This window comes from Nocardia yamanashiensis (assembly GCF_021183565.1).
Lineage (GTDB): Bacteria > Actinomycetota > Actinomycetes > Mycobacteriales > Mycobacteriaceae > Nocardia > Nocardia yamanashiensis.
Genome location: NZ_CP089226.1, coordinates 7,118,462 through 7,144,863 on the forward strand (window position 1 = coordinate 7,118,462; position 26,402 = coordinate 7,144,863).

Here is a 26,402-nt window from a genome sequence, read left to right on the forward strand (position 1 = left end):
CCGAACGGCACCTTTACGCGGGACCCGCAACCTCTGCGGTTGGAGGTTCGCGCCGCCCAGCGCCGCGAACACGCCCGGAGCGGAGCGAAGGGCCATCGAACACAGCACAGCTTGCAAACCGTTTGCGAACGATTCACCCAAATTCGTAGTGCGCGCGCTCAGCGGGGTTTTCACTGAGAATTGGTAAGTGTGTCGGCTCTCGCCGACGATCGACATCGCCGTCGTTGGAGCAAGGCCCGAACGAGGGGTGGATTGTGCGGTTGGACGAGCTGACGACTCCGCAGGAATGGGCGCGCGTGTATCGCTCCCTGTTCGGACTGCCGTATGTGCACGTGACCACCCCGGGTTTCGTCGTACTACCGCTGATCGACACCATCGCGGCATTGAACACCCCGGAACCGTTGGGGGCCTTGATACTCGACGAACTCGAACGGATCGGCGTGCCCGGCCCGGTGCTGGTGCGCGAGCGCCCGCCGCGCCGCACCTTCCTGGCCGTGTTCGACGGCTACCCCTCCGATGAGTGCATAGAGATTCTCGAACGCAACAGCGTCGATATCGGCCCGCATCGCAGTAATGTCATCCTGCCCACCGGATTCGGCCGGCACACCCATGAGGGCCGCTGGTGGGCGCGCGCTCCCCAGCGCGACGAATCAATGCCCCTGCTGTCCGAGGTGGTGGCCGCCGCGCAGGCGGTCCTGTGAGGATTCGGTGGATTCGATAGAGACGGCGTTCTTCGGCCACCACGAGGCCGATCCGCGCGCCCTGCTGTACTTCGAATGGTGCCAGCGCCGGGAATCCGGTTACGCGGTGGACGATTTCGCGGAGGAGGTCCGCGAACTCACCCACACCGCGAAGCCACAGCCGGGTTCCTGCTGGAAGCTGCTGGACCGGGTGGAGGCGGCGCCGCGACTACCCGGCTGGCCCTACGACGAATGGGCCGATATCGGTCCGCCGCGCGCCCGCGACGCCCCCACCGCCGCGAAAAGCCCGGTCGCCCTGCGGCATTCGGAACTGCTCGATCGCATCCACGGCGGCTGGCTGGGCCGTTGCATCGGCTGCACGCTCGGCAAGCCGCTGGAGAACGGTTTCGTCTGGACACCCGACCGCATCCGCGCCTATCTGGAACCCGCCGCCGCCTACCCCCTGCGCGATTACGTCCCCGCCCGCGATCCCATGCCCGACGACCTCCGATTGCATTGGACCTGGGCGGAATCCACGCTCGGCCACGTCGACGGCGCACCGCGCGACGACGACCTCGACTACACGGTGCTGGGCCTGCACCTGCTCGAACAGCACGGCCCCGATTTCACGGTGGCGGATGTCGCGGCCCTCTGGCTGGAACGTCTCCCGTTCTTGCAGACGTACACCGCCGAGCGCGTCGCCTACCGCAATCTCATCGACGGATACCTGCCGCCCGAGACCGCCACCTGGCGAAACCCGTACCGCGAGTGGATAGGTGCGCTCATCCGCGCCGATATCTACGGTTACGTCAGCCCGGGCGATCCGCATCGCGCCGCCGCCCTGGCCGCCCGCGACGCCTCGATCTCGCACGTGGGCAATGGATTATGGGCCGCCATGTGGGCCGCCGCGCTGGTGGCGGCCGCTTTCACCGCCCCCGATCCGCACACCGCGCTGGCCGTCGCGCATCAGGTGCTGCCGCCGCGCTCCCGCCTGGCGGTGGCGCTCACCGAGGTTGCCGAAGATTTTCGCCGGGGATTTCCCTGGGACCACGCCGTCGCGGCGATCCGCGCGCGGCACGGCCATTACAACTGGGTCCACGCCATCGGCAATGCGGCCTGTATCGCCGCCGGACTGCTCTGGGGCGAAGGCGATTTCACCCGGACGGTCGGTCTCACCGTGCAGGCGGGCTGGGACACCGACTCCAACGGCGCGACCGTGGGCTCGGTGGCGGGCGTGCTGACCGGGGCGTCCGGTATCCCGGCGCATTGGACGGCACCCCTGCACGACCGCTTGCGCAGCGCGGTCTCCGGATACGACAGCAGCGGCATCACGGACCTGGCGCGGCGCACGACGGCGCTGATCGATCAGGGGGCCGCGGAGGCGGGGATCGAACCCGCGACTCCCTCTCTGCCAGAAAGGTGATCTACCAACTGATCCACTCCGCGGCCCGCCGGTCAGCCTAGCGGCCGAGATCGTTTGCCCGCACCGGGTTTTCGCGGCGATACGGCGAAGGGCGGTACCGGAGGAATCCGATACCGCCCTCGAGGCTTGCGCCGGCTATGCCGCCATGCGACTAGCGCTCGACGATCGCCACGACGCCCTGGCCGCCCGCGGCGCAGATGGAGACCAGCGCGCGGCCGCCACCCTTCTCCGCCAGCTGCTTGGCGGTCTGGGCGATGATGCGGCCGCCGGTGGCGGCGAACGGGTGGCCCGCGGCCAGCGAGGAACCGTTCACGTTCAGCTTCGACCGGTCGATCGAGCCGAGCGCGCCGTCCAGGCCCAGGCGCTCCTTGCAGTACTGATCCGACTCCCACGCCTGCAGGGTGGCGAGCACGACGGACGCGAACGCCTCGTGGATCTCGTAGTAGTCGAAGTCCTGCAGGGTCAGGCCGTTACGGGCCAGCAGGCGCGGCACCGCGTAGGTGGGGGCCATCAGCAGGCCGTCGGGGCCGTGGATGTAGTCCACCGCGGCGACCTCGGAGTCCACCAGGTAGGCCAGCGGCGACAGGTTGCGCGAGGCCGCCCACTCCTCGGAGCCCAGCAGCACCGCCGACGCGCCGTCGGTGAGCGGGGTGGAGTTGCCGGCGGTCATGGTGGCGTCGCCCAGCTTGGTGCCGAACACCGGCTTCAGGGTCGACAGCTTCTCGATGGTCGAGCCGGGACGCAGGTTGTCGTCGCGGGTCAGGCCCAGGAAGGGGGTGATCAGGTCGTCCATGAAACCGCGGTCGTAGGCGGCGGCCATGTTCTTGTGCGACAGGTAGGCCAGCTCGTCCTGGGCCTCGCGGGAGACGCCGAATTCCTTGGCGGTGATGGCGGCGTGCTCGCCCATCGAAAGTCCGGTGCGCGGTTCGGCATTGCGCGGGATCTCGATGCCGACCATGGACGGGCGCAGGCGGCCGACCAGCTTCACGTAGTCGGAGTTCTTCTTGGCGCGGTTGGCGTCGAGCATCCACTCGCGCATGCCCTCGCTCACGCCGATGGGCGCGTCGGAGGTGGTGTCGGTGCCGCCGCCGATGCCGTTCTCCAGCCGGCCCAGCGCGATGCCGTCGGCCACGGTGACGATGGACTGCAGGCCGGTGCCGCAGGCCAGCTGCAGGTCGTGGGCCGGGGTGTACGGGGACAGGGTGGAGCCGAGCACCGACTCGCGGATCATGCCGTGCTCGCCGACCCGCTTGAGCACCGCGCCGCCGACGACCATGCCCAGGCGCTCGCCCTGCAGGCCGAAGCGGCTGACGAGGCCGTTCAGCGCGGCGGTGAACATGTCCTGGTTGGAGGCGTGGGCGTACTTGCCGTCGGAGCGAGCGAACGGAATGCGGTTACCGCCGAGGATGGCTACCGGGCGGGCCTGCTTGGTGTTCTTGGCCGCGGTCTTCGCCGAACGGGCTTTGGTGGTCACTCGAGTCTCCAGTGTCTCGTCGGTGGATTTCCCCTGCGCGCGATCCCGCGGGACCCGCTGCTGTCGGTTTACATTAAACTTACTCTGGAGTAAGTTCATTTGTCGACACCGGACCCCGTTGGTGTGCTCGAGACCGCTCTGGGCCGAGCCCGCAAGTGGGGCCGAACCACACGCACGCGATAGACAATCGAGGCGTAAACGACCCCGCGCAGCTCCGGGGGGTTCGGGGGCGAAGCCCCTGAGAGTCCCGAGAGTTGGACCTGAGACGAAGAGAAGGTAGGAACCAGTGGCTGCCAAGAGCAAGGGCGCTCCCAATCTGTACGGATCGTTCATCCACTCCGCCCCCGGCGCGTTCCTGGCCTCGAAGCTGGGCCTGCCGCAGCCGGAAACCCTGCGTCGTTACAAGGCCGGCGAGCCCGCGCTCCCCGGTCCGGTGCTGGTCGGCGGCAAGGGCCGCGTGGCCGACGCCGTGCGAAACCTGCTGGGCGACTACACCTTCGTCGATGGCGTGACCCCCGGCGTGAAGTTCGGCGCGCTGGTCTTCGACGCCACCGGCATCAAGACCATCGAAGAGCTCGAGCAGCTGTTCCAGTTCTTCCAGCCCGCCATGCGCAGCATCGCCCCGTCCGGCCGCGTGCTCGTCATCGGCACCACCCCGGAACTGTCCGCCACCGTCGACGAGCAGATCGCCCAGCGCGCCCTCGAAGGCTTCTCGCGCTCGGTCGGCAAGGAGCTGCTGCGCGGCGCCACCGCCAACCTGGTGTACCTGCACCCGGAGGCCGCCGCCGGCGCCACCGGCCTCGAATCCACCCTGCGCTTCATCCTTTCCGGCAAGTCGGCCTTCGTCGACGGCCAGGTCTTCAAGGTGGGCAAGGACGACTCCACCGCCCCCGCCTCCTGGGACAAGCCGCTGGAAGGCAAGGTCGCCGTGGTGACCGGTGCGGCCCGCGGCATCGGCGCCACCATCGCCGAGGTCTTCGCCCGGGACGGCGCGACCGTCATCGTCGCCGACATCCCGGCCGCCGGTGAGGCGCTGTCGGAGACCGCCAACAAGGTCGGCGCCACCGCCCTCGCGCTGGACGTCACCGCCCCCGACGCCGCCGAGAAGCTGGCCGCCTTCGCCACCGAGCGCTTCGGCGGCATCGACATCGTCGTGCACAACGCGGGCATCACCCGGGACAAGCTGCTCGCCAACATGGACGACGGCCGCTGGAACTCGGTCATCAACGTGAACCTGGCTGCCCCGCACCGCATTACCGAGGGCCTCGTCGCCGCGGGTGCGCTCAAGTCCGGCGGCCGCGTCATCGACGTGTCCTCCATCGCCGGTATCGCCGGTAACCGCGGCCAGACCAACTACGGCGCGTCCAAGGCCGGCGTCATCGGCATGGTGAACGCCGAATCGCCGAAGCTGGCCGAGAAGGGCATCACCATCAACGCGGTGGCCCCCGGCTTCATCGAGACCGCCATGACCGCCGCGATCCCGCTCGGCACCCGTGAGGCCGGCCGCCTGCTGTCCTCGCTGCTGCAGGGCGGTCAGACCGTGGACGTCGCCGAGACCATCGCCTACTTCGCCTCCCCGGCCTCGAACGCGGTGTCCGGCAATATCGTTCGCGTCTGCGGCCAGGCCCTGATCGGAGCATGATGAGCCAGACCATCACGCTCAGCGAAATCCCCAAGAACAGCAGCCTTTTTGTCAAGGCGGCACTGGGAGCGGTGCCGGTGCCGGGACTTTCGGCGCGGCCGTCCAAGCTGCCCGACCGGGTCATCAAGCTGGAGGGGCTGCAGGTCGATCCCGACCATCTGGCCGCCTACTGCCGGGCCACCGGGCTGCGCTTCGACGACGCCCTGCCGCTGACCTACCCGTTCGTGCTCAGCTTCCCGCTGGCCATGCAGCTGGTGGTGGCGCGGGACTTCCCGTTCGTGGCGGTCGGCGCGGTGCACGCGCAGAACACCATCGAACGCACCCGGGACATCTCGGTGTCGGAGCCGCTGGACTTCGAAACCCACATCGAGAACCTGCGCGAGCACCCCAAGGGCCTGCTCGTCGATGCCATCACCGAGGTGAGTGTGGGCCGGGAACTGGTGTGGCGGCAGGTCACCACCTTCCTGCACCAGCAGCGCACCTCGCTCTCGGGCGGCCCCAAGCCGGAGCCGAAGCCGGAGGAGGAAGCGCCCGCGCCGCTGCGGCAGACCCGGGTCGATCAGAAGATGATCAACCGGTACGCCGCCGCATCGGGTGACCACAATCCGATCCACACTTCCGCGCTGGGCGCCAAGGCTTTCGGTTTCCCGAAGCCGATCGCGCACGGCATGTGGTCGGCCGCCAATATCCTCTCGAATCTCGAGGGGCGGGTGCCCGGCCAGGTCACCTACGACGTGAAGTTCGGCAAGCCGATCTTCCTGCCGTCCACCGTGAACGTGTACGCCGACCGCGTCGAAGGCGGCTGGGACCTGGCGTTGCGGAATCCGAAGAAGGGTTACCCGCACCTCACCGCCACCCTGCGCTAAGGTAGGAGCCCAACTCCCGGGGTTCGTCAAGACCTCGTCCCGGACACCGGGAGTTCGCACTCCGTAGCGCCGCACCGGCACCGCGAAGTGCCCACCGCGCACCGATTCGCGAACCGTATGTCGTCTCGCAGGGGTTTCGACATCCGGATCACGAATCGGTGCGCGGTTTTTGGTTTCAGGGGCGTGTTCGCCGAGCTGGTTGTGGTGCGCGGGTCAGCAGCTGCAATCGCAACCGCAGCAATCACAGTCGCAGCAGTCGCAATCACCGCAGCAGCCGCCGTCGCCATCGCCGCAATTGCAGCTGCAGCAGTTCGAGCAGCCGTCGCAGCCGCAATCGCACACCTCGTGCAGATTCCGCTCGAGCCACGACTTCTTCTGCTCACCGGTGCACGGATTGGTGTGCTCGGCGCAGCAGGCGTAACCGGTGCAGTACTGGGTGACCCCGATTCCGATGCCCTCCCAGAATCCCGGGCGGCTGAACGGAGTTCGCGGCGGTTCGACGCCGTGCTGAGCATGCATCCCGCACGCCCGTACCGACCCGGCCGCCTGCCCCAGCCGCCGCACGACGGTGCGCAGCGGATCGAGCAGCATCCACCGCACCTCGGCGGTCTTCTCCAATCCGGTGCGCAGCAGTGCTGCACGCAACAGCGAATTCGATTCCCGCAGCAGCTCGTACGCCTCGCCGGTGGAGGTTCCGGTCGCGGTCAGCGGATTGAACCGCCCGTGCTCGCGATCAGCCTCGAGATCCTCGATGGCGTCGGCCAGATGCGCGATCCGCCCGAAGTGCCAGCCGACTTCGCGTAGCGCGTCGGTGTTCTCGGGTTTCCCGGCGAGTATCGCGGTGTGCCCGAACAACTCGGCCGCGCACAGCTGGGTGGGGCCGGTCAGATCGTCGAGGGAGGCGCCCGGCGTCTGTTCCAGGCGCGCTTGCGATTCGATCGCGGTGATCAGCGGTTCGATGTCCAGTCCGATCCCGCCCGCCGCCGCGCGGGCCCGGCCGTGCCAGCGATTCGAGACCCGCGCGAGCGGGAGCCCGGCCACTTTCCCGGTGTCGCCGTCATCGATATGGTCGCGAATCTTGGCCGCGCCCAACAGGAGTGAAGCCGTCGCGGCGAGGCGCACGCCGGGGGAGCCGGGGGCCGCCACGCTCGCCCGGCGCATACCGCGCGCGGGGCATGGGCCGGCGGTGCGCCGGTCCGCCGGATCCGATTGCTGTGCCTCGGTGAGCATTCCGAGCAGAATGGCGTCGGTGTTGGTGGCCGCGCGGGCGACCTGACCGTGACCGTCGCGCAATCCCAGGCACAGCCCGCACATCTGGGCCTGGAAGTCCGAGACGGTGAGCCCGTACTTCCCGGCATTGTGTGTACACGGTTTGAGCAGCCCGAACACAGCGAATTCCCCATTCCCCGCCCGACCCGATCCGGGCGGTCCAGCGACACGATCAGAGCGAACTGTCGCAGGGTTCCACGGCGCGGGCAACCCGGCGGTTCAGCCGGGCCCGGGTCAGACCGTCTCGGCCTTCTTCTTGCCCGACAGACCGCGCCAGGCCAGATCGTCGAGCAGGTTCACGGCCTCGGCCATTTCGATCTGCCCGGCCGCCACCCGGTCCGCGATGGCCTCGCCCGCGCCGATCACGGCCACCGACACCACCTCGAAATTGGTCCCGGGCTCGGCGTACTTGGCGCTGGATTCCAGCAGCTTCGCGGTCAGCTCGATGATCCGGTCCCGGCTGTTGGCGATCTCCGAGGCGAACGGCGCCTGGCCGAGCGCCTGCCGGTAGAGCACCTGCCAGGACAGCCGGTTGTTGTCCACATAGGAAAGGAAGGCCTCCAGGCCCGCCCGCAATTGCTCGTGCGGCGTCAGCTTGGGGTTGCCGGCCACCGCGACGGCTTCGATGAACCGGATGCTCTCCCGGTGGATGCAGGCCCGGAAGAGCTCGTCCTTGGAGCCGTAGTAGAGGTACAGCATGGGCTTGGAGATCTTCGCCTCGGCGGCGATCGCGTCCATGGAGGTGTCGTGATAACCCTTGCGGGAGAAGACCTCCACGGCGGCGTCGAGCATCTGCTGCTCGCGCACCGCGCGAGGAAGCCGTTTCGTTCCGCCAGCCATGCACTCTCCTAGGACATATCGAAGCCCTTATCTTACTCCATGGTAAGTTCCGCGACCCCGAATTGCCGGTGATTCGCCGATCAGGCGGGTGAACCGCGCCGGATCAGTTGCCAGGAGGGTGATCGAGCGGCCCTCAGCAGTGCGGCGCGGTGCCCTTGAACTTTGCCATGCGCAGCACCGAGGCATCCACCTGGCTTCCCGGTAGCCGGCCACTCGACACCGCCTGCTCCAGCCGATCCAGCACCTGCGGCACCGCGTCGGTGGTGATCCACAGGGCATTGTCGGCCCCCGCGACCAGGGCGGCTTCCACCGCGTCGGCGATGCTCATGCGCGCGGTGATGGCCGCCATACCGCCCAGATCATCGGTGAAGATCACACCGGTGAAGGGTGCCGAATCGTAGCCGGTGCCCTGCCGCAGCAGCGCCATGGCCTGCGGGCTGATGCTGGCCGGGACATTCGGCTCGGTCAGTCCCGGCACGTCCAGATGCCCGACCATGACCGCCGACCCGGAGTCGATCAGCTTGCGATACGGCACCAGGTCCTTGTCCTGGAGTTCGGCCAGCGGCGGCGTGCGCACCGCACCGGTGTGCGAGTCGCCCGAACCGGAGCCGTGGCCTGGGAAATGCTTCATGACGGTGCCGATGCCGGCCTCGTGATAGGCGCGGATGAGGGCATCGGCGTACTGGACCACCACGTCCGGGTCATCGGAGAAGGAACGGTCGCCGATCACCGAATCGTCCGGCTGCGCGCTCACGTCCACATCCGGCGCGAAATCCACGGTGACGCCCAGCGCCTTCAGCTTCTGCGCCCGGTCCAGGCTGAACTTGTAGAACTCGTCCGGGGTCATGGTCTGCGCGGTGACCCGGGCCGAGGGCGCCGGGCCGATCAGGTCCTTGACCCGCGACACCCGGCCGCCTTCCTCGTCGATGGTCACCATGAGCGGGGTCCGCGCCGCCGCCTTGACCTTGGCCATCGAGGACTGGTCGGTCAGGATGGACTTGTCGGTCCAGCCGCCCACGAAGATCCCGCCCACCTGCTCGGTCTTGATCACGTTCTCCGCGTCCGCGGCCCCGGTGACACCCACCGTGAGCAACTGCGCCAGCTTCTGGCGCGGTGTGAACTGCGCCAAATACCCTGCGGCGCAATCCTGTTTCCCGGATGTGGTGGGCGGCACGGCGCTACTGCTGCTGCCGGACGTGGACGAACCGGACGCGGAGTCGCTGGACGAGCCGCTGTTGCTGCCCGAACAGGCGGTCAGCACGACGGCGGTCAGTGCGAGGACGATCCCCGGTGCAAGGCGCATGCGTCCGACGGTAGCCGCCGATGTGCGCGCAACCCACTCCGACACCAACTTCGCGCACCGCCACGCCGCGTGTCGCACGCCCGGGGGAATCAATTCCACTGGGGTTTCAGGAGCTTGCCCCCGAGCGCCGCGAGAGTTGTTACTTCCCTGGCAGTTCGTGATGTCCGCCGAAGGCCTGGCGCATGGCCGAGAGCACCTTGTCGGCGTACAGGGACTCACCCCGGGAAGCGAAGCGCTGGAACAGCGCGGCCGAAAGTACCGGCGCCGGAACGCCTTCGTCGATGGCGGCGTCGACGGTCCAACGGCCCTCGCCCGAATCGGAGACGCGTCCGCCGAAGGAATCGAGGTTGGGATCGGCATAGAGTTCGGCGGCGGTCAGATCCAACAACCAGGACGCGACTACCGATCCGCGCCGCCAGACCTCGGTGACCTCGGGTAGATCGATGTCGTACCGGTAATACTCGGGATGCTCGAGCGGCGTCACCTCGGCGGAATGCTCCGCGTCCGACTGCTTCCCCACATTGGCGTGGTGCAGGATGTTCATCCCCTCGGCGTAAGCCGCCATCGCCCCGTACTCGATGCCGTTGTGCACCATCTTCACGAAGTGGCCCGCACCCGCCGGCCCGCAATGCAGATAACCCTGTTCCGAGGTGGACGGTTCACCGCTGCGACCGGGAGTGCGCGGCGCGGCATCGACTCCGGGCGCGATGGACTTCAGCAGCGGCTCGATGTACGAAACCGTGTCCGCTTCCCCGCCGATCATCAAGCAGAACCCCCGTTTCAGCCCGAACACCCCACCCGAGGTCCCGATATCCACATAGTGAATCCCCTTGGGCAGCAACATCGCAGCGCGCTTGATGTCCTCGTGGTACCGGCTGTTCCCGCCATCGATGATGATGTCCCCGGGCTCCAGCAGTTCCGACAATTCGTCGATCACCGCCCCCGTCGCCCCCGCCGGAATCATCACCCACACCACCCGCGGCTTCGCGAGCAGAGCCACGAACTTCGGCAGATCCGTGGTTCCGCTGAACCGGTCGCCCAGTTCCGCCGAGAGCTCGCCGATATGCGGTTGCTTGCGTTCGTAGCCGACGGCCGTATGCCCGTCCCCGGCGATCCGCCGCACGATATTGGCGCCCATACGGCCGAGCCCGATCATTCCGAGCTGCATGCTCATCTCCTCGAGTAGTCCGGAGCCGCGGCATGGTCCTCGAGCTTCGCCTGACGGCATTTGCCTCGATTGTCCCAGTCTTACCCGCTGGAAGTTTTTTCCGGCAGCGCCGCGCGGGTGTGTAACGCCCTCGAACCCACTCCGATAGACGGGGTGGCTCCGTGCTGTTGCCAGACCCCCGACCCGGCAACCGCACGGAGCTCTGTACCGCCTCCCCGAGAATTCCGCGCACGGCTCGGAGCCGTTGCCGGCCCGGCACGCGTGCCGGCGGATGGGAGCCGAATCAATTCTGGGCGTACCCGGTGAGTTACCCGGATCGCCGCGAAATCAGTTGTCGCGTTTGTCGACGAGAGTATTTGCTGGAAGTTCGCCAACCTTACGGCCGAGCTGCGGGTTGTCGGTGGCGGCCATTAAGGTGGGCGGGGAATTCGCGCTGTGCGAGTTTGCCAGTCGACCATTTGGGAGGATGGTTCGTGACCAGCGGTAGTCCCGGACGTCACGCGCATGCGCGTCGGCCCGTCGAGGAACCGACGCCCGGACGGCAGTTCCTGAACTCCACCGCGGCCCGCCGAGCCGGGATCGCCGCGGGTGTGCTGATGGCCGCGTGCGGAGTCGCCTATGCGCTGGACTGGTCGCTATCGTCCGGCGAGGTGCCGCGCGGCGTGCAGGTCGCGGGCATCGATATCGGCGGCCTGGACCGCGCCGTCGCGCAGAATCGCCTGGAAGCCGAGCTGAATCAGCGTGTGGCGCAACCGCTGACGGTCGAGATCGGTGATGTGAAGACCACGCTGGTGCCGCGCGACGCGGGGCTGGGCGTGGACTGGGACGGCACCTGGGACCGGGTCGGCGGGCAGCCGGTGAATCCGTTCACCCGGCTGTGGTCGTTCTTCGGCACCCGCGACGTGGAGCCCGCCCCCATCGTCGATGCCGCCGCCATGGACAAACAGCTGCAGGCGCTGACCGCCCACGACCGCCAACCCGTCGAGGGCGGCGTGGTTTTCGAACAGGCCAGACCCGTGCCGGTACAGCCGGTGCCCGGTCGTGTGCTCGACGTGACCGCCGCCCGCGCTGTGCTGGCCGAACATTGGGCCGACGGCTCGGTGCTGGACCTGCCCGCCGTGGAGAAGCAGCCGCAGGTGCGCGCGGACGCGGTGGACCGGGCGATCCGCGAATCCGCGCAGCCCGCCGTGCGTTCCGCCGTCACCTTCACCGGCAAGGGCGGCAACGGGGTGCTCGAACCCGCCCAGATCGCCGGCGCGCTCACCTTCCAGCCGGACGGGCAAGGCGCACTGACCCTTTCGTACAACACCGAGGCCCTGATCGCCGCGCTGGACCCGCAGCTGAAGCGCACCGAGGTGGAGCCCAAGGACGCCACCTTTGCCCTGTCCGGCGGTCGCGCCACCGTGGTGCCCGCGGTCACCGGCGACACCATCAACTGGGAGAAGACCTTCGAAGGGCTTGCCGCCCTGCTGGTTTCGCCAGGCGACCGCACCCGCGCCGTCGTCTACGAGCAGGTGAAGCCCAAGCTCGCCACCGACGAGGCCGAGAAGCTGGGCGTGGTGCAGCCGATCGGTTCCTTCACCACCTCCGGTTTCAGCGGCCCGTCCGGCGTGAACATCCGCGTGGTGGCCAAGAAGGTGGACGGCGCGGTGGTGAAACCCGGAGACACCTTCTCGCTCAACGACTTCACCGGTCCGCGCGGTATCGACCAGGGCTATGTGGAGTCCGGCATCATCGATCACGGCCGCCCCGGCGTCGCGGTCGGCGGCGGCATCAGCCAGTTCGCCACCACCCTCTACAACGCCTCGTATTTCGCGGGCATGGAGGATGCCGGGCACACCGAGCACAGCTACTACATCTCGCGCTATCCGGCGGCGCGCGAGGCCACCGTGTTCGACGGCGCGATCGATCTGAAGTTCCGCAACAACAGCCCCTACGGCGTGCTGATCGAGACCTCGACCACCGATTCGGAGGTCACCGTGCGGTTGTGGAGCACCAAGACCGTCGAGGTGGAATCGATCAGCGGCGAGCGCACCAAGCCGACCGAACCGACCACGGTGACGCTGCCCAAGGGCAAGAACTGCATCGCCTCCGACGGTGCGCCCGGTTTCACCACCTCCGACACCCGGGTCATCCGGGATGCCAAGACCGGCAAGGAGATCTCCCGCAAGACCCGGACCGTGAAATACGATCCGGTCCCGGTCGTCAAGTGCGAGTGAGCCCTTCGAGCAGGCGGTCGACATGGTCGGCCGCCTGTTCCGGTTCCAGCTCGCGTTCGGTGAGCAGCCGGTACCAGAACACCCCGAACAGCTGATCCGCCGCGTAGTCGAGATCGATATCGGCCGTCAGTTCCGCGCGTTCGATCCCGCGCGCCAGCAGCCCCGCCACCACCGCGCGCCGGGTGTCCACCCAGGCCCGGAAGGCGGTTCCGAATCCGGCATCCAGTTGCGCCTCGGCCATCAGCCCGCGAAGTGCCTTGACCCGCACCGGATATGCGCTGATCCCGTACAGCCGGGTGGTGAATTCGATCAGGTCCGCGCGCACGTTCCCGGTATCGGGTTCGGGCATGCGCTCTTCCACCGTCAGCCGGTAGGCGTCCATCACCAGTTCGGCCTTGGACTTCCACCAGCGGTAGATGGTGCTCTTGGCGACCCCGGCCCGCTGTGCCACGCCCTCGATGGTGACGCGCTGGTACCCGATCTCCTCGACCAGTTCGGCGGCTGCGGCGAGCACGGCGTCGTGGGCGTCCTGGCTGCGGACCCGGCCGCCGGTGCGGGCGGGACGATCGGTGATCGGCATGGGCCCACGGTAGCAGCGCGGTTGACATTAATTCAAACGCGACGTAGCGTTTCGATTCAGTTCGACCGCATCACCGAGGAGATCCCAATGAGCACCATCGTCGTGAACCACGGATACGCCATGGCCCCGGCCGAGAACTGGTACCCGCACCTGGCCGGGCAGTTCCGCGCCGCGGGTGACGAGGTCCGCCTCCCGCAGCTGCCCGATCCCGCGAATCCCGTTGCGGCCGAATGGCTCACCGCATTGCAGAAGGAGGTGCGCGACAGTGCCGCGGCCGACACCGTGCTGGTCGGTCACAGCCTCGGCGGCGTGAACGTGCTGCGACTGCTGCAGGCGCACGACACGGAGACCGAAGGGCAGTTCGCGGGCGTGGTCCTGGTCGCCTCCATGGCGGGCGAGGTCGGCTACGACGCCCTGGCCGCGTTCTTCGAAGGCGGTTTCGACTGGCCGCGAATTCGGGCCGCCGCCAGGCACTTCCGTATTCTGCACGCCGCCGACGACCCGGTCACCGGTGCGGCCACTCCGGATCACATCATGAAGTTCGTGACCGAATTGGACGCCACCGCAACGGTTACCGCGACCGGCGGGCATTTCCCCACCACCCCGGACACCCGCACCGAACTGCCCGAGGCCGAGCGGCTGGTGCGAGAAGTGCTGGGCCGGTGAGTATTCGGAGTTATCCACAGCTGAGCTGTCTATCCACAATCGGGGGATAAATCTTGGGACAGCTGTGGATACTTCGGGGAACCGAGATTTCCGCCCGTGGACGGCGGGAATCAGCGAACTTCCGGCATGCCGGGGTGGCGCGGCAGGCAATCCGGGGATAGCCTGCCGACCGGGGGAAACGAGAGCTGCCGGAGTGACGCCGGTTGCCTACACTTGGCTTGCTGGCAGCAAACCTCCTGGATGTTTCGGTGACCGAAGAACCTGGGGAAGAAGGTCCACGTTGTCGACAGCTAGTGGTGATATCGGACGCGATCGGCGCACCCTGGTGCGCGACTGGTGGCGCGATCCGGTCGACTATCGCTGGCTGGTCCGGACATTCGAGGCGCGGGGTGCGCTCGGCCCGATAAAGGTGCTCATCGCCGCGGCCGGCGGGGTGATGTTCGTGATCACGGTGCTGACCATGATCTCCGAGGCCGGTCCGAGCAGCCGCCTCGGCATCGCCATCGACCTGGTCACCGCGACCGTCGCGGGCGTGTGGGTGGTGTACTGGTGGCTGGCGCCGTGGCCGAGCGAACGCGTGTCACTGCTGCTCCTGGCCCTGGCCGATGCCCTCATCGCGATCACCGGACTGTCCGACACCGACCATATGTACGGCGCGATGGCCGCGGTGCTCTTCGTCGTCACCGGCAGCTACTTCACCATTTTCCACGGACCGCGCCTGCTCGCCCTGCACGCCGCCTGGTGCCTGCTGATCATTCTGCTGCTCGCGTCCCGGCTGCTGGCGCACTACTCCGCGGATCTGGCGCTCGCGGTCGCCATCGTGCTGAGTCTCGGCTCCGCGACCGTGGTGGTGCTGCCCGCCGTGCACTTCTGTTTCTGGCTGCTGCGCCTGGACGCGCTGTCGGATCCGCTCACCGGTCTGTTCGACCGCCGCGGCCTGGACTACTACCTGTCCGGCTGGCTCTCGTCCTGCGATTCCGCGCCCATCTGCGTCATGACCGTCGACCTGGATCGCTTCAAGGCCGTGAACGACACCTTCGGCCACTCGCAAGGCGATCAGGTGCTGATCCGCACCGCGAACTGCCTGCGCGCCGCCGCCCGCCCGGGATCGATCGTGGCGCGCAGTGGCGGTGAGGAATTCGTGATCGTCGAACGCCTGGCCTCGATCGAGGAGGCGACCGCCGAAGCCGAACGCGTGCGCAGCGCCATCGCCACCTGCGACTCCGGCACCCAGGTCACGGCCAGCGTGGGAGTCGCTGTCATCGAAGGCAATTCGAATGCCCGTCACGCCGAATACCTGCTGGCCTTCGCCGATGCCGCCATGTACCGCGCCAAGAGCATGGGCGGCAATGCCGTGGTCCTGGCCGAACCCTCCTGAACACAGCACTGCGGCCCGGGATCACCCGGGCCGCAGTGTTTGTCTTCCGGTATGGAAGTTCAGGCTCAGAACGCGGCCTCGTCCAGCTCCATGATGTCGTTGTCGAGGTTCGACAGGATGGTGCGGGTCGCGGTCAGCTCGGGGAGCACGTTGCGGGCGAAGAACTGCGCGGACGCGATCTTGCCCTGGTAGAACGGCTCGGTCGAACCGTTGTCGAGCGCCTTGATGGCGACCTCGGCCTGCTGCAGCAGCTGCCAGCCGATGAGCAGGTCACCGACGGCCATCAGGAAGCGGACCGAACCCAGGCCGACCTTGTAGAGCTCCTTCGGGTCCTGCTGGGCGCCCATCAGGTGCCCGGTCAGGGTGGCCGCCATGCCCTGCACGTCCTCCAGCGCGGTGGCGAGCAGCTTGCGCTCGGCCTTCAGGCGACCGTTGCCGCCCTCACGCTCGATGAACTTCTGCACCTGGCCGGCCACGTGGGCCAGCGCCACGCCGCGGTCGCGGGCGATCTTGCGGAAGAAGAAGTCCTGCGCCTGGATGGCGGTGGTGCCCTCGTAGAGCGAGTCGATCTTGGCGTCGCGGATGTACTGCTCGATCGGGTAGTCCTGCAGGAAGCCGGAGCCACCGAAGGTCTGCAGCGAATCGGTCAGGTACTGGTAGGCGCGCTCGGAACCGACACCCTTGACGATCGGCAGCAGCAGATCGTTGACGCGGAACGCCAGGTCCTTGTCGGCGCCCGAAACCAGTTCGGCCACATCGGCGTTCTGGTGCGCGGCGGTGTACAGGTAGATGGCGCGAAGGCCCTCGGCGTACGCCTTCTGCATGGCCAGCGAGCGACGCACGTCCGGGTGGTGGGTGATGGTCACGCGGGGCGCGGCCTTGTCGGTCATCTGGGTCAGGTCGGCGCCCTGCACGCGGATCTTGGCGTACTCCAGCGCGTTCAGGTAACCGGTCGACAGGGTGGCGATGGCCTTGGTGCCCACCATCATTCGAGCGTTCTCGATGACGTCGAACATCTGCGCGATGCCGTTGTGCACCTCGCCGACCAGCCAGCCCTTGGCCGGGATGCCGTGGCCGCCGAAGGTGACCTCACAGGTGGCCGAGACCTTGATGCCCATCTTGTGCTCGACATTGGTGACGAACACGCCGTTGCGCTCACCCAGGGTGTCGGTCTCGAAGTCGAAGTGCCACTTCGGCACGTAGAACAGCGACAGGCCCTTGGTGCCCGGGCCGGCGCCCTCGGGGCGAGCCAGCACCAGGTGCATGATGTTCTCGAACAGGTCGTCGGAGTCACCCGAGGTGATGAAGCGCTTGACGCCCTCGATGTGCCAGGAGCCGTCTTCCTGCTGGATCGCCTTGGTGCGGCCGGCGCCGACGTCGGAGCCCGCGTCGGGCTCGGTCAGCACCATGGTGGCGCCCCAGTTGCGGTCGGCGATCTTCTGAGCCCACTTCTTCTGCTCATCGGTGCCGTTGTTGTAGAAGACCTGCGCGAAACCGGCGCCGGCGGCGTACATCTGGGCCGGCGGGTTGGCGCCGAGGATCATTTCGCCCAGGGCCCAGCCGACGACGGAGGGGGCGCCGAGGCCACCGAGCTCCTCGCGCACGGGCACCTTGGACCATTCGCCGTCCTCGAGCGCCTTGTAGGACTTCTTGAAGGATTCGGGGAGCTTGACCGTGTGGGTCTCCGGGTCGAAGACCGGCGGGTTGCGGTCGCCGTCTTCGAAGGAGTCGGCCAGCGGGCCTTCGGCGAGGCGACGGACCTCGTTGAGCATTTCCTTCACGGTGTCGGCGTCGAGATCGCCGTATGCGCCGCTGTCGAGCAGGGAACCGAGCCCGAGCACCTCGAAGAGGTTGAACTCGAGGTCGCGGACGTTTGCCTTGTAGTGACCCATGGTCGTACTCACTCTCCATTGAGATGGGTGCGGTTCGGTGTGTGCCGTTCCCGCCCGTTAGGTCTCCACCGGGTAGACGCCGTAAAGCAACGCTACTGGCGGGTAACTTATACGCCATGTTACCGACCGGTAGAACCGTGGCCAAGATGATCAGGGCCGAATGTGAGCAACGGCACGAACCGTAGTGCCCGAGCGCGGTTCCGTTGCGGGCCGGGGGATTCCGGCGGTCCCGGCTCACCGGCCCGGACCTGGGGCGATGAGGTTCCGCACCGGTCGATACCGTGGTCCGGTGCGCATCGACACGAGTGCCGGACCGGCCGAGGTGGAGATCGATCGGCCCGGACGGAAGAGCCCCGGGTTCTTATTGATCTTGACTCACGGGTCCGGGGGCGGTACGGACGCGAAAGACCTACTCGCCGTACGCGATTCGGCCGTGGCGCTGGGCGGCGCGGTGGCGCTGGTGACGCAGCCCTATCGGGTGTCGGGACGGCGCGCGCCGGGCAAGGCGGACGTGCAGGACGCCGCCTGGCTGGAGATCGTCGCGGCGCTGCGCAAGAAATTCCGGGGCAAGCCGATCGTCCAGGGCGGGCGCAGCAACGGTGCGCGGGTGGCTTGCCGGACGGCGCGGGAGGTGGGCGCGCGGGGCGTGCTGGCGCTGTCGTTCCCATTGCATCCGCCGGGCAAGCCCGAGAAATCCCGGCGCGAGGAACTGCTCGCGCCCGGCGATATCGAGGTCGTGGTGATCAACGGCGCGCGCGATCCGTTCGGCATCCCGGACGCCGCTGACGCCGCCGAAGTGCAGGTCATCCCCGGTCAGGCGCATTCCTATCGGGCCGGCTTCGACGAGATCGCCGCCACCGCCGCGCGCTGGCTGGAGCGCTGGACCGCCTAGTCCGATGCGGTGCCGGGCGGTAGTTCGGGCAGACCGGGCGCGCCGCCGAGCGCGGGCTCTTCCTCGGGTTCGGCCGGGGCCGGTTTGTGCGCCACCACCAGCGCGTCGATGGCATCGCGATCCTCGGTCGGGCGCTGGATGCGATCGGCGGCGCGAATGCGGATCTCCGGGCCCGCCGGACCGAGATCGGCGAGGATGTCGTCCGGTGAGAACAGCAGCGCCGGATCCTGTTCGCCGCCATAGCCTTCGGTGAGGTTGAGCCGGTCGTGGCCGAGCACCAGCAGGGTGCCCTCGGGGGAGAGCATGTCCGCCGCGCGCAGCAGCAGGGCGCGGCGATCTTCGGCGGGGATGTGCACGTAGGCCATCAGGATCAGCTCGTACGGCCCGGTCAAACCCGCGGATTCCAGTTCGGTCACGTCGGCGTGGTGCCAGCTGATCCGGGACCGCACCGACCGCGACAACCGGGATGCGACGGTCCGCCCCTTGTCGATCCCCACCTGTGAATAGTCGACCGCGTCGACCTGCCAGCCGTGCGTGGCGAGCCAGAGCGCATTGCGCCCTTCCCCGCTGCCGAGATCGAGGGCACGCGGCAACTCGGGTCGCGGCTCCCCGATACCGAAACCGCCGAGCGGCAGCCGGCGCTCCAGTCCGAAGACCTGTTCCACGACGGTATCGCTGGGCGGTGCGCCCCAGACCAATTCGGTCCGGGCGTAGTGCTCGTCCCATGCCACGGCATCCATGGTTGCGAGTCTAGGAGCCCCCGAAACGACGATCGGCCGCGAACTTTCGTTCGCGGCCGATTCCGTCAGGCGGTGGTCACAACGTGGTGTGCATCAGGATCACGTTGTACTGACTGTGCACGGTCGTGAGGAAGTACAGGTCACGGCCGGTCTGGTAGGGGAAAATGTAGGGCGCGTAGGCCGTCGGCAGTTCCCGGGTGTCGATGAGAACTTCGGGCCCGCCCCACGGGCCTTCGGGCGAAGGCGAGCGGTACATGACCACCGAGTTCCACGGATCGGTGGTGAGCATGATGTATTGCCCGAGGTAGTCGTTCCACTGCACCGACATCTCGGAGATCCCGCCGCCGATCACCGGCTGCGCCGCGTTCACGTCGCCCTTCTTCCAGGCGCCGCCGTCCCAGTACTCGTAGGCACCGAGATCCGCGATGGCCGCCTCCGGCACCCGCGCCAGGAACACGGCATTGTTGCGGCCCGACTGCGTCCCGTACTCGTAGACGAACCCGCCGCCCTTGACGAACGCGTTCATCTGGAAGTTCGAGTTGCCGCCCTCGTCCGGTCGGCGAGTCGCGGGCAGTTCGCCCCAGGTCTCGCCATTGTCACCGGAGATGGCCAGGCCCGAGTAGTTGGTGGTCCACTGCCCGACGTCGTCCCAGCTCTTCACCGACATCAGGCTCATGTACTGCACCCCGCCCACCGAGATGGCCGCGGTGGGAATGCGGCTGATCTCCAGGAACGGGATCTTCGGGCTGGGGATGAGATCCCGGGCCTGCCCGAACACGTCGCGTACGACCGAATCGAAGTAGATGCCGTTGGCCGGGTTGGTGGTGTGCGAGCGCACCAGGATATTGGAGCGCCACGCCCAGGTACTGCCGACCAGCAGGTTGGGGAAGCCCAGCCCGGCGGTGTCACCGAAGGTGGTGAGCAGTTCGCCGTTCCCGTTGTCCCACATGATGCCGAGGTCGGTGCCGAGCACGTTGTAGTTCTGGGTGTTGTTGGGGCTGGCCATGCCGGTGACCTGGAAGACCGCTTTGGAGCGCCCCGGGAGCTGGGGCAAGCCATTGGTGCCGTTGAGCACCGGAATCGGATTGATCGCGTTGGGGTTGGCTGCGGCCGGGCTGGTCACGGTAAGGAGCAAGGCCGTGGCACCTGCTAGGGCGGACAGCAGCAGGGGGGCGGTCTTGGTCAATGCGGTGGGTCCTCTTCCGGTTGTCGCCGAATATGAACGGACCGCACGGTATGTGACGGGCCGCACATTACGTTCGACTCGCTGGCAAAGTGTGAAAATGCTAACAGCGATACCCTCGCGGTGGGGATTCCAAACCGGATTGTTTGCCGTGAATTGCCTTACGTTTGCGAATTGGTATCTCGGGTAAGCGCCTGACGCAGGATCAACGGCAGCTGGGTCGCGCGCTCGACGGCCAGCGTACGTCGGACCGACGCCGTCCAGGTGCGATCGAACAGGCGTTTCGCGGCGGCCACCGCGTGCGGGGAGCGGGTGGCGATGCGATCGGCCAGCTTTTCCGCCGCCGCCCGCGGATCCGCCGACACCTCGGTAACCAGGCCGATACGCTCGGCGTACGCGGCGTCCACCGGGTCGGCGGTCATGGTCAGCAGCAGCGCCTGATCCACGCCGATCAGCCGGGACAGGGTGGCCGCGCCGGACATATCGGGGATCAGGCCGTGCTTGGCCTCCATCACCGAGAACTCGGAATCCGGTGTGACGAAACGGAAATCGGCGGCCAGCGCCAATTGCAGCCCGCCGCCGTAGCAACGGCCGTGCACCACCGCGATCACCGGCTGCGGCAGCCGCCGCCAGGCCCAGCACGCCTCCTGGAAGGTATTGGTGCCCTTCCACGGCAGCGGCACGAAATTGCGGATGATGGCCAGCGGATCGCCCATGGCCTTGGCGACATCCAGGCCGGAGCTGAAGCTCGGGCCGTTACCGGACAGGATGACGGCGCGAATATCCTTGCGCCGCTCGATGATTCCGGCGGTCTTCACCAATTCGTTCAGCATCTCGATGGTGAGGCCGTTGTGCTTGTCCGGGCGATCCAAGGTGACGTAGGCGCGGTCACCCTCGAAGGTCAGCGTGACATTGTTGCTCATCGGTCAGTCCTCCAGCAGGTCCAGCAGCAGCCGGGCGCAACCGGCTGGGTCGTCGTAGAACGGCGTGTGGCCACTGCCCTGCAGCGTGACATGCCGGGCGCCGGGCAGTTCGGCGCGGGCGCGCCGGGACTGGGTGGCGTACGTGAGCAGAATGTCACGGTTGCCCCAGGCGATGGTGAGCGGGAGGTGGTCCAGGCGGCTGGGGTCCGGGAGCCGGAATTCGGTGAAGGAGGCCAGGGCCGGGCGGAAGCCGGGCGAGGCCAGCAGGTTCTCGACGGTGTCCACCGAGACCCGCGGGGTCAGCGCCCACGGCTTGCCGAACACCAGGCCCAGGAAGGTCGAGCGGCCGGTGGCGGAGCCGAAGAGCGAGGGGACGGCGGGGCGCAGCAGTTTGGTGAGCTGCTCGGCGCGGCCCAGCGCCTGCTGGCACCACACCCGGCCGGGCGTGTCCCAGAATCCGATGGGGGAGTAGGCGGTGACCGAGCGGGCCAGGCCGCGCGCGGCCAGATCGAGGATGATGCCGCCGCCCATGGAATTGCCTGCCAGATGCGGGTTCTCGATGCCCTCGGCGGCGAGGAAGTCCACGAGCGCGTCGGCGAGCGTCGAGACCGTGGTGGTGGCGAGTGGTTCGCTGCCGCCGAATCCGGGCAGGTCCACGGCGATCACGTCGAAGCGCTCGGCGAGCGTGCCGATGATCGGTTCCCACACCTGCCAGTGGCTGCCGACGCCGTGCACGAGCACGAGCGGGTCCCCGCTGCCCTGGCGATGATGGTTCAACTTGGTCATTTCCATTCCCCTGACCTGGTGCTGTGCGCCGACCCTAACAGTCGTGGCCGGAGGGCCAGTTGAGCTTTTCGGCCGCTCGACGGCGGTCTGCGCGGCCCGTTCGGGCGGTACGATAAAAGGTATGGCAACCCGGAAAGTGACCCTGTCGCTGGACGAGGCGGCCTGGTCGTATGCCGAACAGGCCGCGGCCCGTGCGGGAATGTCGCCCTCGGCGTGGATCTCCCGCGCCGCCCGGCGCGAAGCCGTGCGCACGGGTTGCGTCCCCGGTCCCGATCCGGTCGAGCTCGCCGTCGGCGACGAGGCGGAAAGGAAAGCCGCCGAGAAGGAGATGCGTGCGCAAGGGTGAACTCTGGGTTTATCACCCGCATGGCACCAAGAGACGCCGCAATATCATCCTCATCAGCAGTGACGGCATCAACGAGTCGCCGCGTCCGTGGCTGATCGCCGCGGAGGTGGAATCGGAAGACCCGCAGGACATTCTGGCGGTTCCGATTCCCGGGCACGGCTGGGTGCACGCCGGCAATCTGGGCCGCATCTATCGCGGCTGGCTGGCCGAGCGCATCGACGCCGTGGACGGCGAAATCGTGGACCGTATCGACACTGCCCTGCGCGCGGCCATGGATCTGTGAGATCGTTCCTCGGCATTCACCGTCCAACGTCGAGAGTCGAGACTTCCGTGCGTATTTCCCTGATCGCCGCCGCGCTGGTGGCGCTGCCGCTGCTGACCGCCTGCGGGGGCAATGACAAGGCCGATGCCAAGCCGAACGTCACTCAGGAAGAACTCGCCAAGTACTTCAAGAGCACCAACCTCCCCGTCGACCTGGCCGACTGCGCCGCCAAAATCTATTACACCCAGGGCATTTCGCAGGACGGCCTGCGCCTCATGGTCAGCTCCGACGCCAAGTCCGCCGCCGTGGACCCCGACGCCGCCGCCAAGAACGGCATGAGCGCCGACGACCAGGCCAAGGTGGGCGCCGCCACCAGCCGCATCATGACCGAATGCGTCAACAAGGCCAAGTAGCCCCCATGCCGGCCAGCCCTTTTGGTATTCGCTAACCGATCCGCAAGTCCCCGCGGCCACGCTCTGGGGTGACGGTGAAACCCGACACCCCAGAGACCCGAGGATCCCCATGCGGAAATCCGCCTTCGCCATAGCCCTGCTGACCCTTCCCCTCCTGGCCGCCTGCACCAAGGCCGAGCAGGCCGTGGCACCCGCCACCACCAGCGCCGCCGCGTCCACATCTCCGGCCGCCGCCTCCACCGCCCCGAAGTCATCGGCCGCCGCTACGACCACCCCCGGCAGCGTCCCCACCGGCACCCTCTCCGCCGGCCAGATCTCGCAGTCGCTCCAGGACAAGGGGCACCTGGACCAGAAGACGGCCGACTGCATCGCCAACATCTATGTGGCCGAAGGCATCTCCCAATCGGGCATTCGCGTCATCCTGAGCAGTGACTACACCTCGGGCGCGGCCAGCCCCGCCGAACTGGGCCTCACCATGGACGACGTCAAGAAGGCCACCGCCGCTACCAAGCGCGTTGTCTCCGAGTGCATCTGACCGGCGCCCCGAGCGGGGTGTGAGGTGGGGATGAAAAAGGCCCCTGATCTGGGATCAGGGGCCTTGTGGAGCCGATGACGGGAATCGAACCCGCGCCATCTGCTTGGGAAGCAGAAGTTCTACCATTGAACTACATCGGCATCTGGTGGTGCGTTCGCGACTCTATCAGACGGGGTGTGTGGGGGTGCAAATTCTTTGCGGTCGGGGCCGGTCGGGGGCCGGTTCGGGTGGAGTGCGGCGTGTCGGGCGCGAAGATCGGGGGATTCGATCGAAAGCGGGGCGTGTCGATTACCGGCGGTCGTAGACTGGGCGACGGGTCGAAAACCCGTCCACCACAGGGACTTTGGATGCGCTGAGAGTTAGCTGAGCGCTGGTTTGCGCGTGTCCTGGTCGGCGGCCGAGGAGGACTTATGACCGCGGTGCCCGCGCGGGATGTCCCGCAGATCGAGGCTGCGCGGCCTTTTCCGCGCCGGATGGGGCCCAAGGGGTCGTATCTGTGGAAGGCCATCACCACTACCGATCCCAAGATGCTCGGGAACATGTATTTGTTCACGGCCATGACGTTCTTCCTGATCGGCGGCGTGCTGGCGCTGCTGATGCGGGCGGAGCTGGCGCGGCCGGGGCTGCAGTTCCTGTCGGCCGAACAGTTCAATCAGCTGTTCACCATGCACGGGACGATCATGTTGCTGTTCTATGCGACACCGATCGTCTTCGGATTCGCCAATGCGGTGCTGCCGCTCCAGATCGGGGCGCCCGATGTGGCGTTTCCGCGGCTCAATGCGCTGAGCTACTGGCTGTACCTGTTCGGGGCCACCATGGCGACGGCCGGGTTCATCACCCCGGGCGGGGCCGCGGACTTCGGGTGGACGGCCTACACGCCGCTCAGCGATTTCACGCACGCGCCCGGCGTGGGCGCGGATCTGTGGATCATGGGCCTGGCCGTCTCCGGCGTCGGCACCATCCTCGGCGGCGTCAATATGATCACCACGGTGATCTGCCTGCGCTGCCCGGGCATGACCATGTTCCGGATGCCCATCTTCACCTGGAACATCCTGGTGACGAGTGTGCTTGTGCTGCTGGCGTTCCCGATCCTCACCGCCGCGCTGATGGCCCTGGCCGTGGACCGGCATCTGGGCGCGCACATCTACGACTCGGCCAATGGCGGCGCACTGCTGTGGCAGCACCTGTTCTGGTTCTTCGGCCATCCCGAGGTGTACATCGTCGCGCTGCCCTTCTTCGGCATCGTGACCGAGATCTTCCCGGTGTTCAGCCGCAAACCGCTCTTCGGCTACAGCACGCTGGTGTACGCGACCCTGTCCATCGCCGCGCTGTCGGTGGCGGTGTGGGCGCACCACATGTACGCCACCGGCGCGGTGCTGCTGCCGTTCTTCTCGCTCATGACGTTCTTGATCGCGGTGCCCACCGGCGTGAAGTTCTTCAACTGGATCGGCACCATGTGGCGCGGGCAGCTCACCTTCGAAACCCCCATGCTGTGGTCGGTCGGCTTCCTGGTGACCTTCCTGTTCGGCGGCCTGTCCGGCGTCATCCTGGCCAGCCCGCCGCTGGACTTCCACGTCTCCGACTCGTATTTCGTTGTGGCGCACTTCCATTACGTGCTGTTCGGCACCATCGTGTTCGCCACCTTCGCCGGCATCTACTTCTGGTTCCCCAAGATGACGGGCAGGCTGCTCGACGAACGCCTCGGCAAACTGCACTTCTGGACCACCTTCTTCGGCTTCCACCTCACCTTCCTGGTGCAGCACTGGCTGGGCAACGAGGGCATGCCGCGCCGCTACGCCGACTATCTGGACAGTGACGGGTTCACCACCCTGAACACGATTTCGACCGTCGGATCCTTCGTGCTCGGGTTCTCGATGGTCACCTTCGTCTGGAACGTCTTCAAGAGCTACCGCTACGGCGAAGTGGTCACCGTCGACGACCCGTGGGGCTACGGCAACTCCCTGGAATGGGCCACCACCTGCCCGCCGCCCCGCCACAACTTCTACGAACTACCCCGCGTGCGCTCCGAACGCCCGGCCTTCGAACTGCACTATCCGCACATGGTGGACCGGATGCGCGCGGAGGCGCACGTCAGCTGGGGGCTCCGGAGGAAACAGGTCACCGATGCCGCCGAACCGGTCGACCTCGACAAGGACTCCGGCCGCGCGTAACCGGGCCCGGTCCGCCCACTACGCTCTTGCCCGTGCTCCTTTCCGATCGTGACATCCGTGCGGAGATCGCCGCTGGGCGTCTCGCGCTCGAGCCATTCGACCAGGACCTGGTGCAACCGTCGAGTATCGACGTGCGCCTCGACAGCCTGTTCCGGGTGTTCAACAACACCCGCTACACCCATATCGATCCGGCTCAGCGCCAAGACGAGTTGACCACCCTGGTGGAACCCGCGCCCGGCGAGCCGTTCGTGCTGCACCCGGGCGAGTTCGTGCTGGGCTCCACCCTCGAGGTGTGCTCGCTGCCCGACGATCTGGCCGGGCGGCTGGAGGGCAAGTCCAGCCTGGGCCGGCTCGGCCTGCTCACCCATTCGACCGCCGGATTCATCGATCCGGGTTTCAGCGGGCACATCACCCTGGAGCTGTCGAACGTGGCGAACCTGCCGATCACGCTGTGGCCGGGCATGAAGATCGGCCAGCTGTGCCTGATCCGCCTGTCCAGTCCCGCCGAGCATCCTTACGGCAGCGCCGCCGCGGGCTCCAAGTACCAGGGCCAGCGCGGTCCCACCCCGTCCCGCGCCTACCTGAACTTCCCGCTGTCCAACCACAATTGAGCCGCCCGGGCAATTGTGAGTTCGCACCGCGGTACGGCCTGGAGTTTTTCATTTCGACGATTCGGAGTTGAAGCCCCTGTGGTGCAGCCGAGTTGGTGAGACTGTGGGTGTACGGATTGCTCGGCACGTCGTAAGGTGTC

Annotated in this window: 24 protein-coding genes, 2 tRNA genes and 1 pseudogene; 14 read left to right on the plus strand and 13 right to left on the minus strand. The window is 67.4% G+C overall.

What is annotated here, in order from left to right; translation table 11 throughout:
* Nucleotides 1–254 precede the first annotated feature (254 nt).
* Nucleotides 255–701: a hypothetical protein gene (locus LTV02_RS32810; protein WP_067720766.1), complete on the plus strand. Its 447-nt coding sequence runs from the start codon at nt 255–257 to the stop codon at nt 699–701.
* Nucleotides 610–1,887 (plus strand): annotated as a pseudogene (locus LTV02_RS39725) (ADP-ribosylglycohydrolase family protein); the annotation flags it as partial. The gene LTV02_RS32810 and the pseudogene LTV02_RS39725, both read left to right, overlap by 92 nt.
* Before the next feature lie 166 nt (nt 1,888–2,053).
* On the opposite strand, the gene LTV02_RS32820 reads toward LTV02_RS39725, so the two are convergent.
* Nucleotides 2,054–2,126 (minus strand) — tRNA-Ala (locus tag LTV02_RS32820).
* 128 nt (nt 2,127–2,254) lie between these two features.
* A complete protein-coding gene (locus tag LTV02_RS32825) occupies nt 2,255–3,577 on the minus strand; it encodes an acetyl-CoA C-acetyltransferase (RefSeq protein WP_067720767.1) in 1,323 nt (440 codons plus the stop codon).
* A 286-nt stretch (nt 3,578–3,863) separates the two neighbouring features.
* On the opposite strand from LTV02_RS32825, the gene LTV02_RS32830 reads away from it, so the two are divergent.
* Both LTV02_RS32830 and LTV02_RS32835 read left to right on the plus strand, forming a co-directional pair.
* A complete protein-coding gene (locus LTV02_RS32830) occupies nt 3,864–5,219 on the plus strand; it encodes a 3-oxoacyl-ACP reductase (RefSeq protein ID WP_067720768.1) in 1,356 nt (451 codons plus the stop codon).
* On the plus strand, nt 5,219–6,085 hold the full coding sequence (locus LTV02_RS32835; protein ID WP_233035538.1) for a MaoC family dehydratase: 867 nt from the start codon (nt 5,219–5,221) through the stop codon (nt 6,083–6,085). Before LTV02_RS32830 ends, LTV02_RS32835 begins: the two co-directional genes overlap by 1 nt.
* Before the next feature lie 213 nt (nt 6,086–6,298).
* On the opposite strand, the gene LTV02_RS32840 is transcribed toward LTV02_RS32835, so the two are convergent.
* The 4 genes from LTV02_RS32840 to gnd all read right to left on the minus strand — a co-directional run bounded on the left by LTV02_RS32840 (nt 6,299) and on the right by gnd (nt 10,665).
* Entirely contained in the window at nt 6,299–7,474 is a 1,176-nt protein-coding gene (locus LTV02_RS32840; RefSeq protein ID WP_233035539.1) for a DUF5685 family protein, read from the minus strand.
* Nucleotides 7,475–7,588: 114 nt separating this feature from the next.
* Entirely contained in the window at nt 7,589–8,194 is a 606-nt protein-coding gene (locus LTV02_RS32845; RefSeq protein ID WP_067720771.1) for a TetR/AcrR family transcriptional regulator, read from the minus strand.
* A gap of 133 nt (nt 8,195–8,327) precedes the next feature.
* On the minus strand, nt 8,328–9,497 hold the full coding sequence (locus LTV02_RS32850) for a glycoside hydrolase family 3 N-terminal domain-containing protein (protein WP_067720772.1): 1,170 nt from the start codon (nt 9,495–9,497) through the stop codon (nt 8,328–8,330).
* A 139-nt stretch (nt 9,498–9,636) separates the two neighbouring features.
* Entirely contained in the window at nt 9,637–10,665 is a 1,029-nt protein-coding gene (gene gnd / locus LTV02_RS32855; protein ID WP_233035540.1) for a phosphogluconate dehydrogenase (NAD(+)-dependent, decarboxylating), read from the minus strand.
* Nucleotides 10,666–11,138: 473 nt separating this feature from the next.
* On the opposite strand from gnd, the gene LTV02_RS32860 reads away from it, so the two are divergent.
* Complete coding sequence (locus LTV02_RS32860) at nt 11,139–12,884, plus strand: VanW family protein (RefSeq protein ID WP_233035541.1); 1,746 nt, start codon at nt 11,139–11,141, stop codon at nt 12,882–12,884.
* On the opposite strand, the gene LTV02_RS32865 is transcribed toward LTV02_RS32860, so the two are convergent.
* The gene (locus LTV02_RS32865; protein ID WP_233035542.1) at nt 12,871–13,464 is read right to left on the minus strand and encodes a TetR/AcrR family transcriptional regulator; all 594 of its coding nucleotides are present in this window, start codon (nt 13,462–13,464) and stop codon (nt 12,871–12,873) included. The genes LTV02_RS32860 and LTV02_RS32865 overlap by 14 nt on opposite strands.
* 87 nt (nt 13,465–13,551) lie before the next feature.
* On the opposite strand from LTV02_RS32865, the gene LTV02_RS32870 reads away from it, so the two are divergent.
* Both LTV02_RS32870 and LTV02_RS32875 read left to right on the plus strand, forming a co-directional pair.
* Nucleotides 13,552–14,130: an RBBP9/YdeN family alpha/beta hydrolase gene (locus LTV02_RS32870; RefSeq protein WP_233035543.1), complete on the plus strand. Its 579-nt coding sequence runs from the start codon at nt 13,552–13,554 to the stop codon at nt 14,128–14,130.
* 280 nt (nt 14,131–14,410) lie between these two features.
* Nucleotides 14,411–15,508: a GGDEF domain-containing protein gene (locus LTV02_RS32875; RefSeq protein WP_233035544.1), complete on the plus strand. Its 1,098-nt coding sequence runs from the start codon at nt 14,411–14,413 to the stop codon at nt 15,506–15,508.
* Between the two features lie 65 nt (nt 15,509–15,573).
* On the opposite strand, the gene LTV02_RS32880 is transcribed toward LTV02_RS32875, so the two are convergent.
* A complete protein-coding gene (locus LTV02_RS32880; protein WP_233035545.1) occupies nt 15,574–17,400 on the minus strand; it encodes an acyl-CoA dehydrogenase in 1,827 nt (608 codons plus the stop codon).
* Nucleotides 17,401–17,689: 289 nt separating this feature from the next.
* Between LTV02_RS32880 and LTV02_RS32885 the strand changes: the two genes are divergently transcribed.
* Nucleotides 17,690–18,292 (plus strand): alpha/beta hydrolase family protein, encoded by a 603-nt coding sequence (locus LTV02_RS32885; protein WP_233035546.1) that lies wholly within the window; start codon nt 17,690–17,692, stop codon nt 18,290–18,292.
* Here LTV02_RS32885 and LTV02_RS32890 read toward each other — a convergent pair.
* From LTV02_RS32890 to LTV02_RS32905, 4 genes are all read right to left on the minus strand, one after another.
* Nucleotides 18,289–19,032 carry a class I SAM-dependent methyltransferase gene (locus LTV02_RS32890; protein WP_233035547.1) on the minus strand — a complete coding sequence of 248 codons (744 nt, stop codon included), beginning with the start codon at nt 19,030–19,032 and terminating at the stop codon, nt 18,289–18,291. The genes LTV02_RS32885 and LTV02_RS32890 overlap by 4 nt on opposite strands.
* Nucleotides 19,033–19,108: 76 nt before the next feature.
* Complete coding sequence (locus LTV02_RS32895; protein ID WP_067720779.1) at nt 19,109–20,218, minus strand: DUF4185 domain-containing protein; 1,110 nt, start codon at nt 20,216–20,218, stop codon at nt 19,109–19,111.
* Nucleotides 20,219–20,376: 158 nt separating this feature from the next.
* Nucleotides 20,377–21,138 carry a crotonase/enoyl-CoA hydratase family protein gene (locus LTV02_RS32900; protein WP_233035548.1) on the minus strand — a complete coding sequence of 254 codons (762 nt, stop codon included), beginning with the start codon at nt 21,136–21,138 and terminating at the stop codon, nt 20,377–20,379.
* Between the two features lie 3 nt (nt 21,139–21,141).
* Nucleotides 21,142–21,924 carry an alpha/beta fold hydrolase gene (locus LTV02_RS32905; protein WP_233035549.1) on the minus strand — a complete coding sequence of 261 codons (783 nt, stop codon included), beginning with the start codon at nt 21,922–21,924 and terminating at the stop codon, nt 21,142–21,144.
* Nucleotides 21,925–22,045: 121 nt separating this feature from the next.
* Between LTV02_RS32905 and LTV02_RS32910 the strand changes: the two genes are divergently transcribed.
* From LTV02_RS32910 to LTV02_RS32925, 4 genes are all read left to right on the plus strand, one after another.
* Nucleotides 22,046–22,270, plus strand: coding sequence for a hypothetical protein (locus LTV02_RS32910; protein ID WP_233035550.1), 225 nt, complete (start codon nt 22,046–22,048; stop codon nt 22,268–22,270).
* Nucleotides 22,257–22,553, plus strand: a complete 297-nt coding sequence (locus tag LTV02_RS32915; RefSeq protein WP_067720782.1) for a hypothetical protein — start codon at nt 22,257–22,259, stop codon at nt 22,551–22,553. The genes LTV02_RS32910 and LTV02_RS32915 overlap by 14 nt, the downstream gene beginning before the upstream one ends.
* Nucleotides 22,554–22,600: 47 nt before the next feature.
* Complete coding sequence (locus LTV02_RS32920) at nt 22,601–22,945, plus strand: hypothetical protein (protein WP_233035551.1); 345 nt, start codon at nt 22,601–22,603, stop codon at nt 22,943–22,945.
* Nucleotides 22,946–23,054: 109 nt separating this feature from the next.
* Nucleotides 23,055–23,480: a hypothetical protein gene (locus LTV02_RS32925; protein WP_233035552.1), complete on the plus strand. Its 426-nt coding sequence runs from the start codon at nt 23,055–23,057 to the stop codon at nt 23,478–23,480.
* A gap of 66 nt (nt 23,481–23,546) precedes the next feature.
* Here LTV02_RS32925 and LTV02_RS32930 read toward each other — a convergent pair.
* A tRNA-Gly gene (locus LTV02_RS32930) sits at nt 23,547–23,620 on the minus strand.
* A 270-nt stretch (nt 23,621–23,890) separates the two neighbouring features.
* On the opposite strand from LTV02_RS32930, the gene ctaD reads away from it, so the two are divergent.
* Together ctaD and dcd are read left to right on the plus strand one after the other, a co-directional pair.
* On the plus strand, nt 23,891–25,651 hold the full coding sequence (gene ctaD, locus LTV02_RS32935; protein WP_233035553.1) for an aa3-type cytochrome oxidase subunit I: 1,761 nt from the start codon (nt 23,891–23,893) through the stop codon (nt 25,649–25,651).
* 32 nt (nt 25,652–25,683) lie between these two features.
* Nucleotides 25,684–26,262, plus strand: coding sequence for a dCTP deaminase (gene dcd / locus LTV02_RS32940; RefSeq protein WP_233035554.1), 579 nt, complete (start codon nt 25,684–25,686; stop codon nt 26,260–26,262).
* Nucleotides 26,263–26,402: the final 140 nt, after the last annotated feature.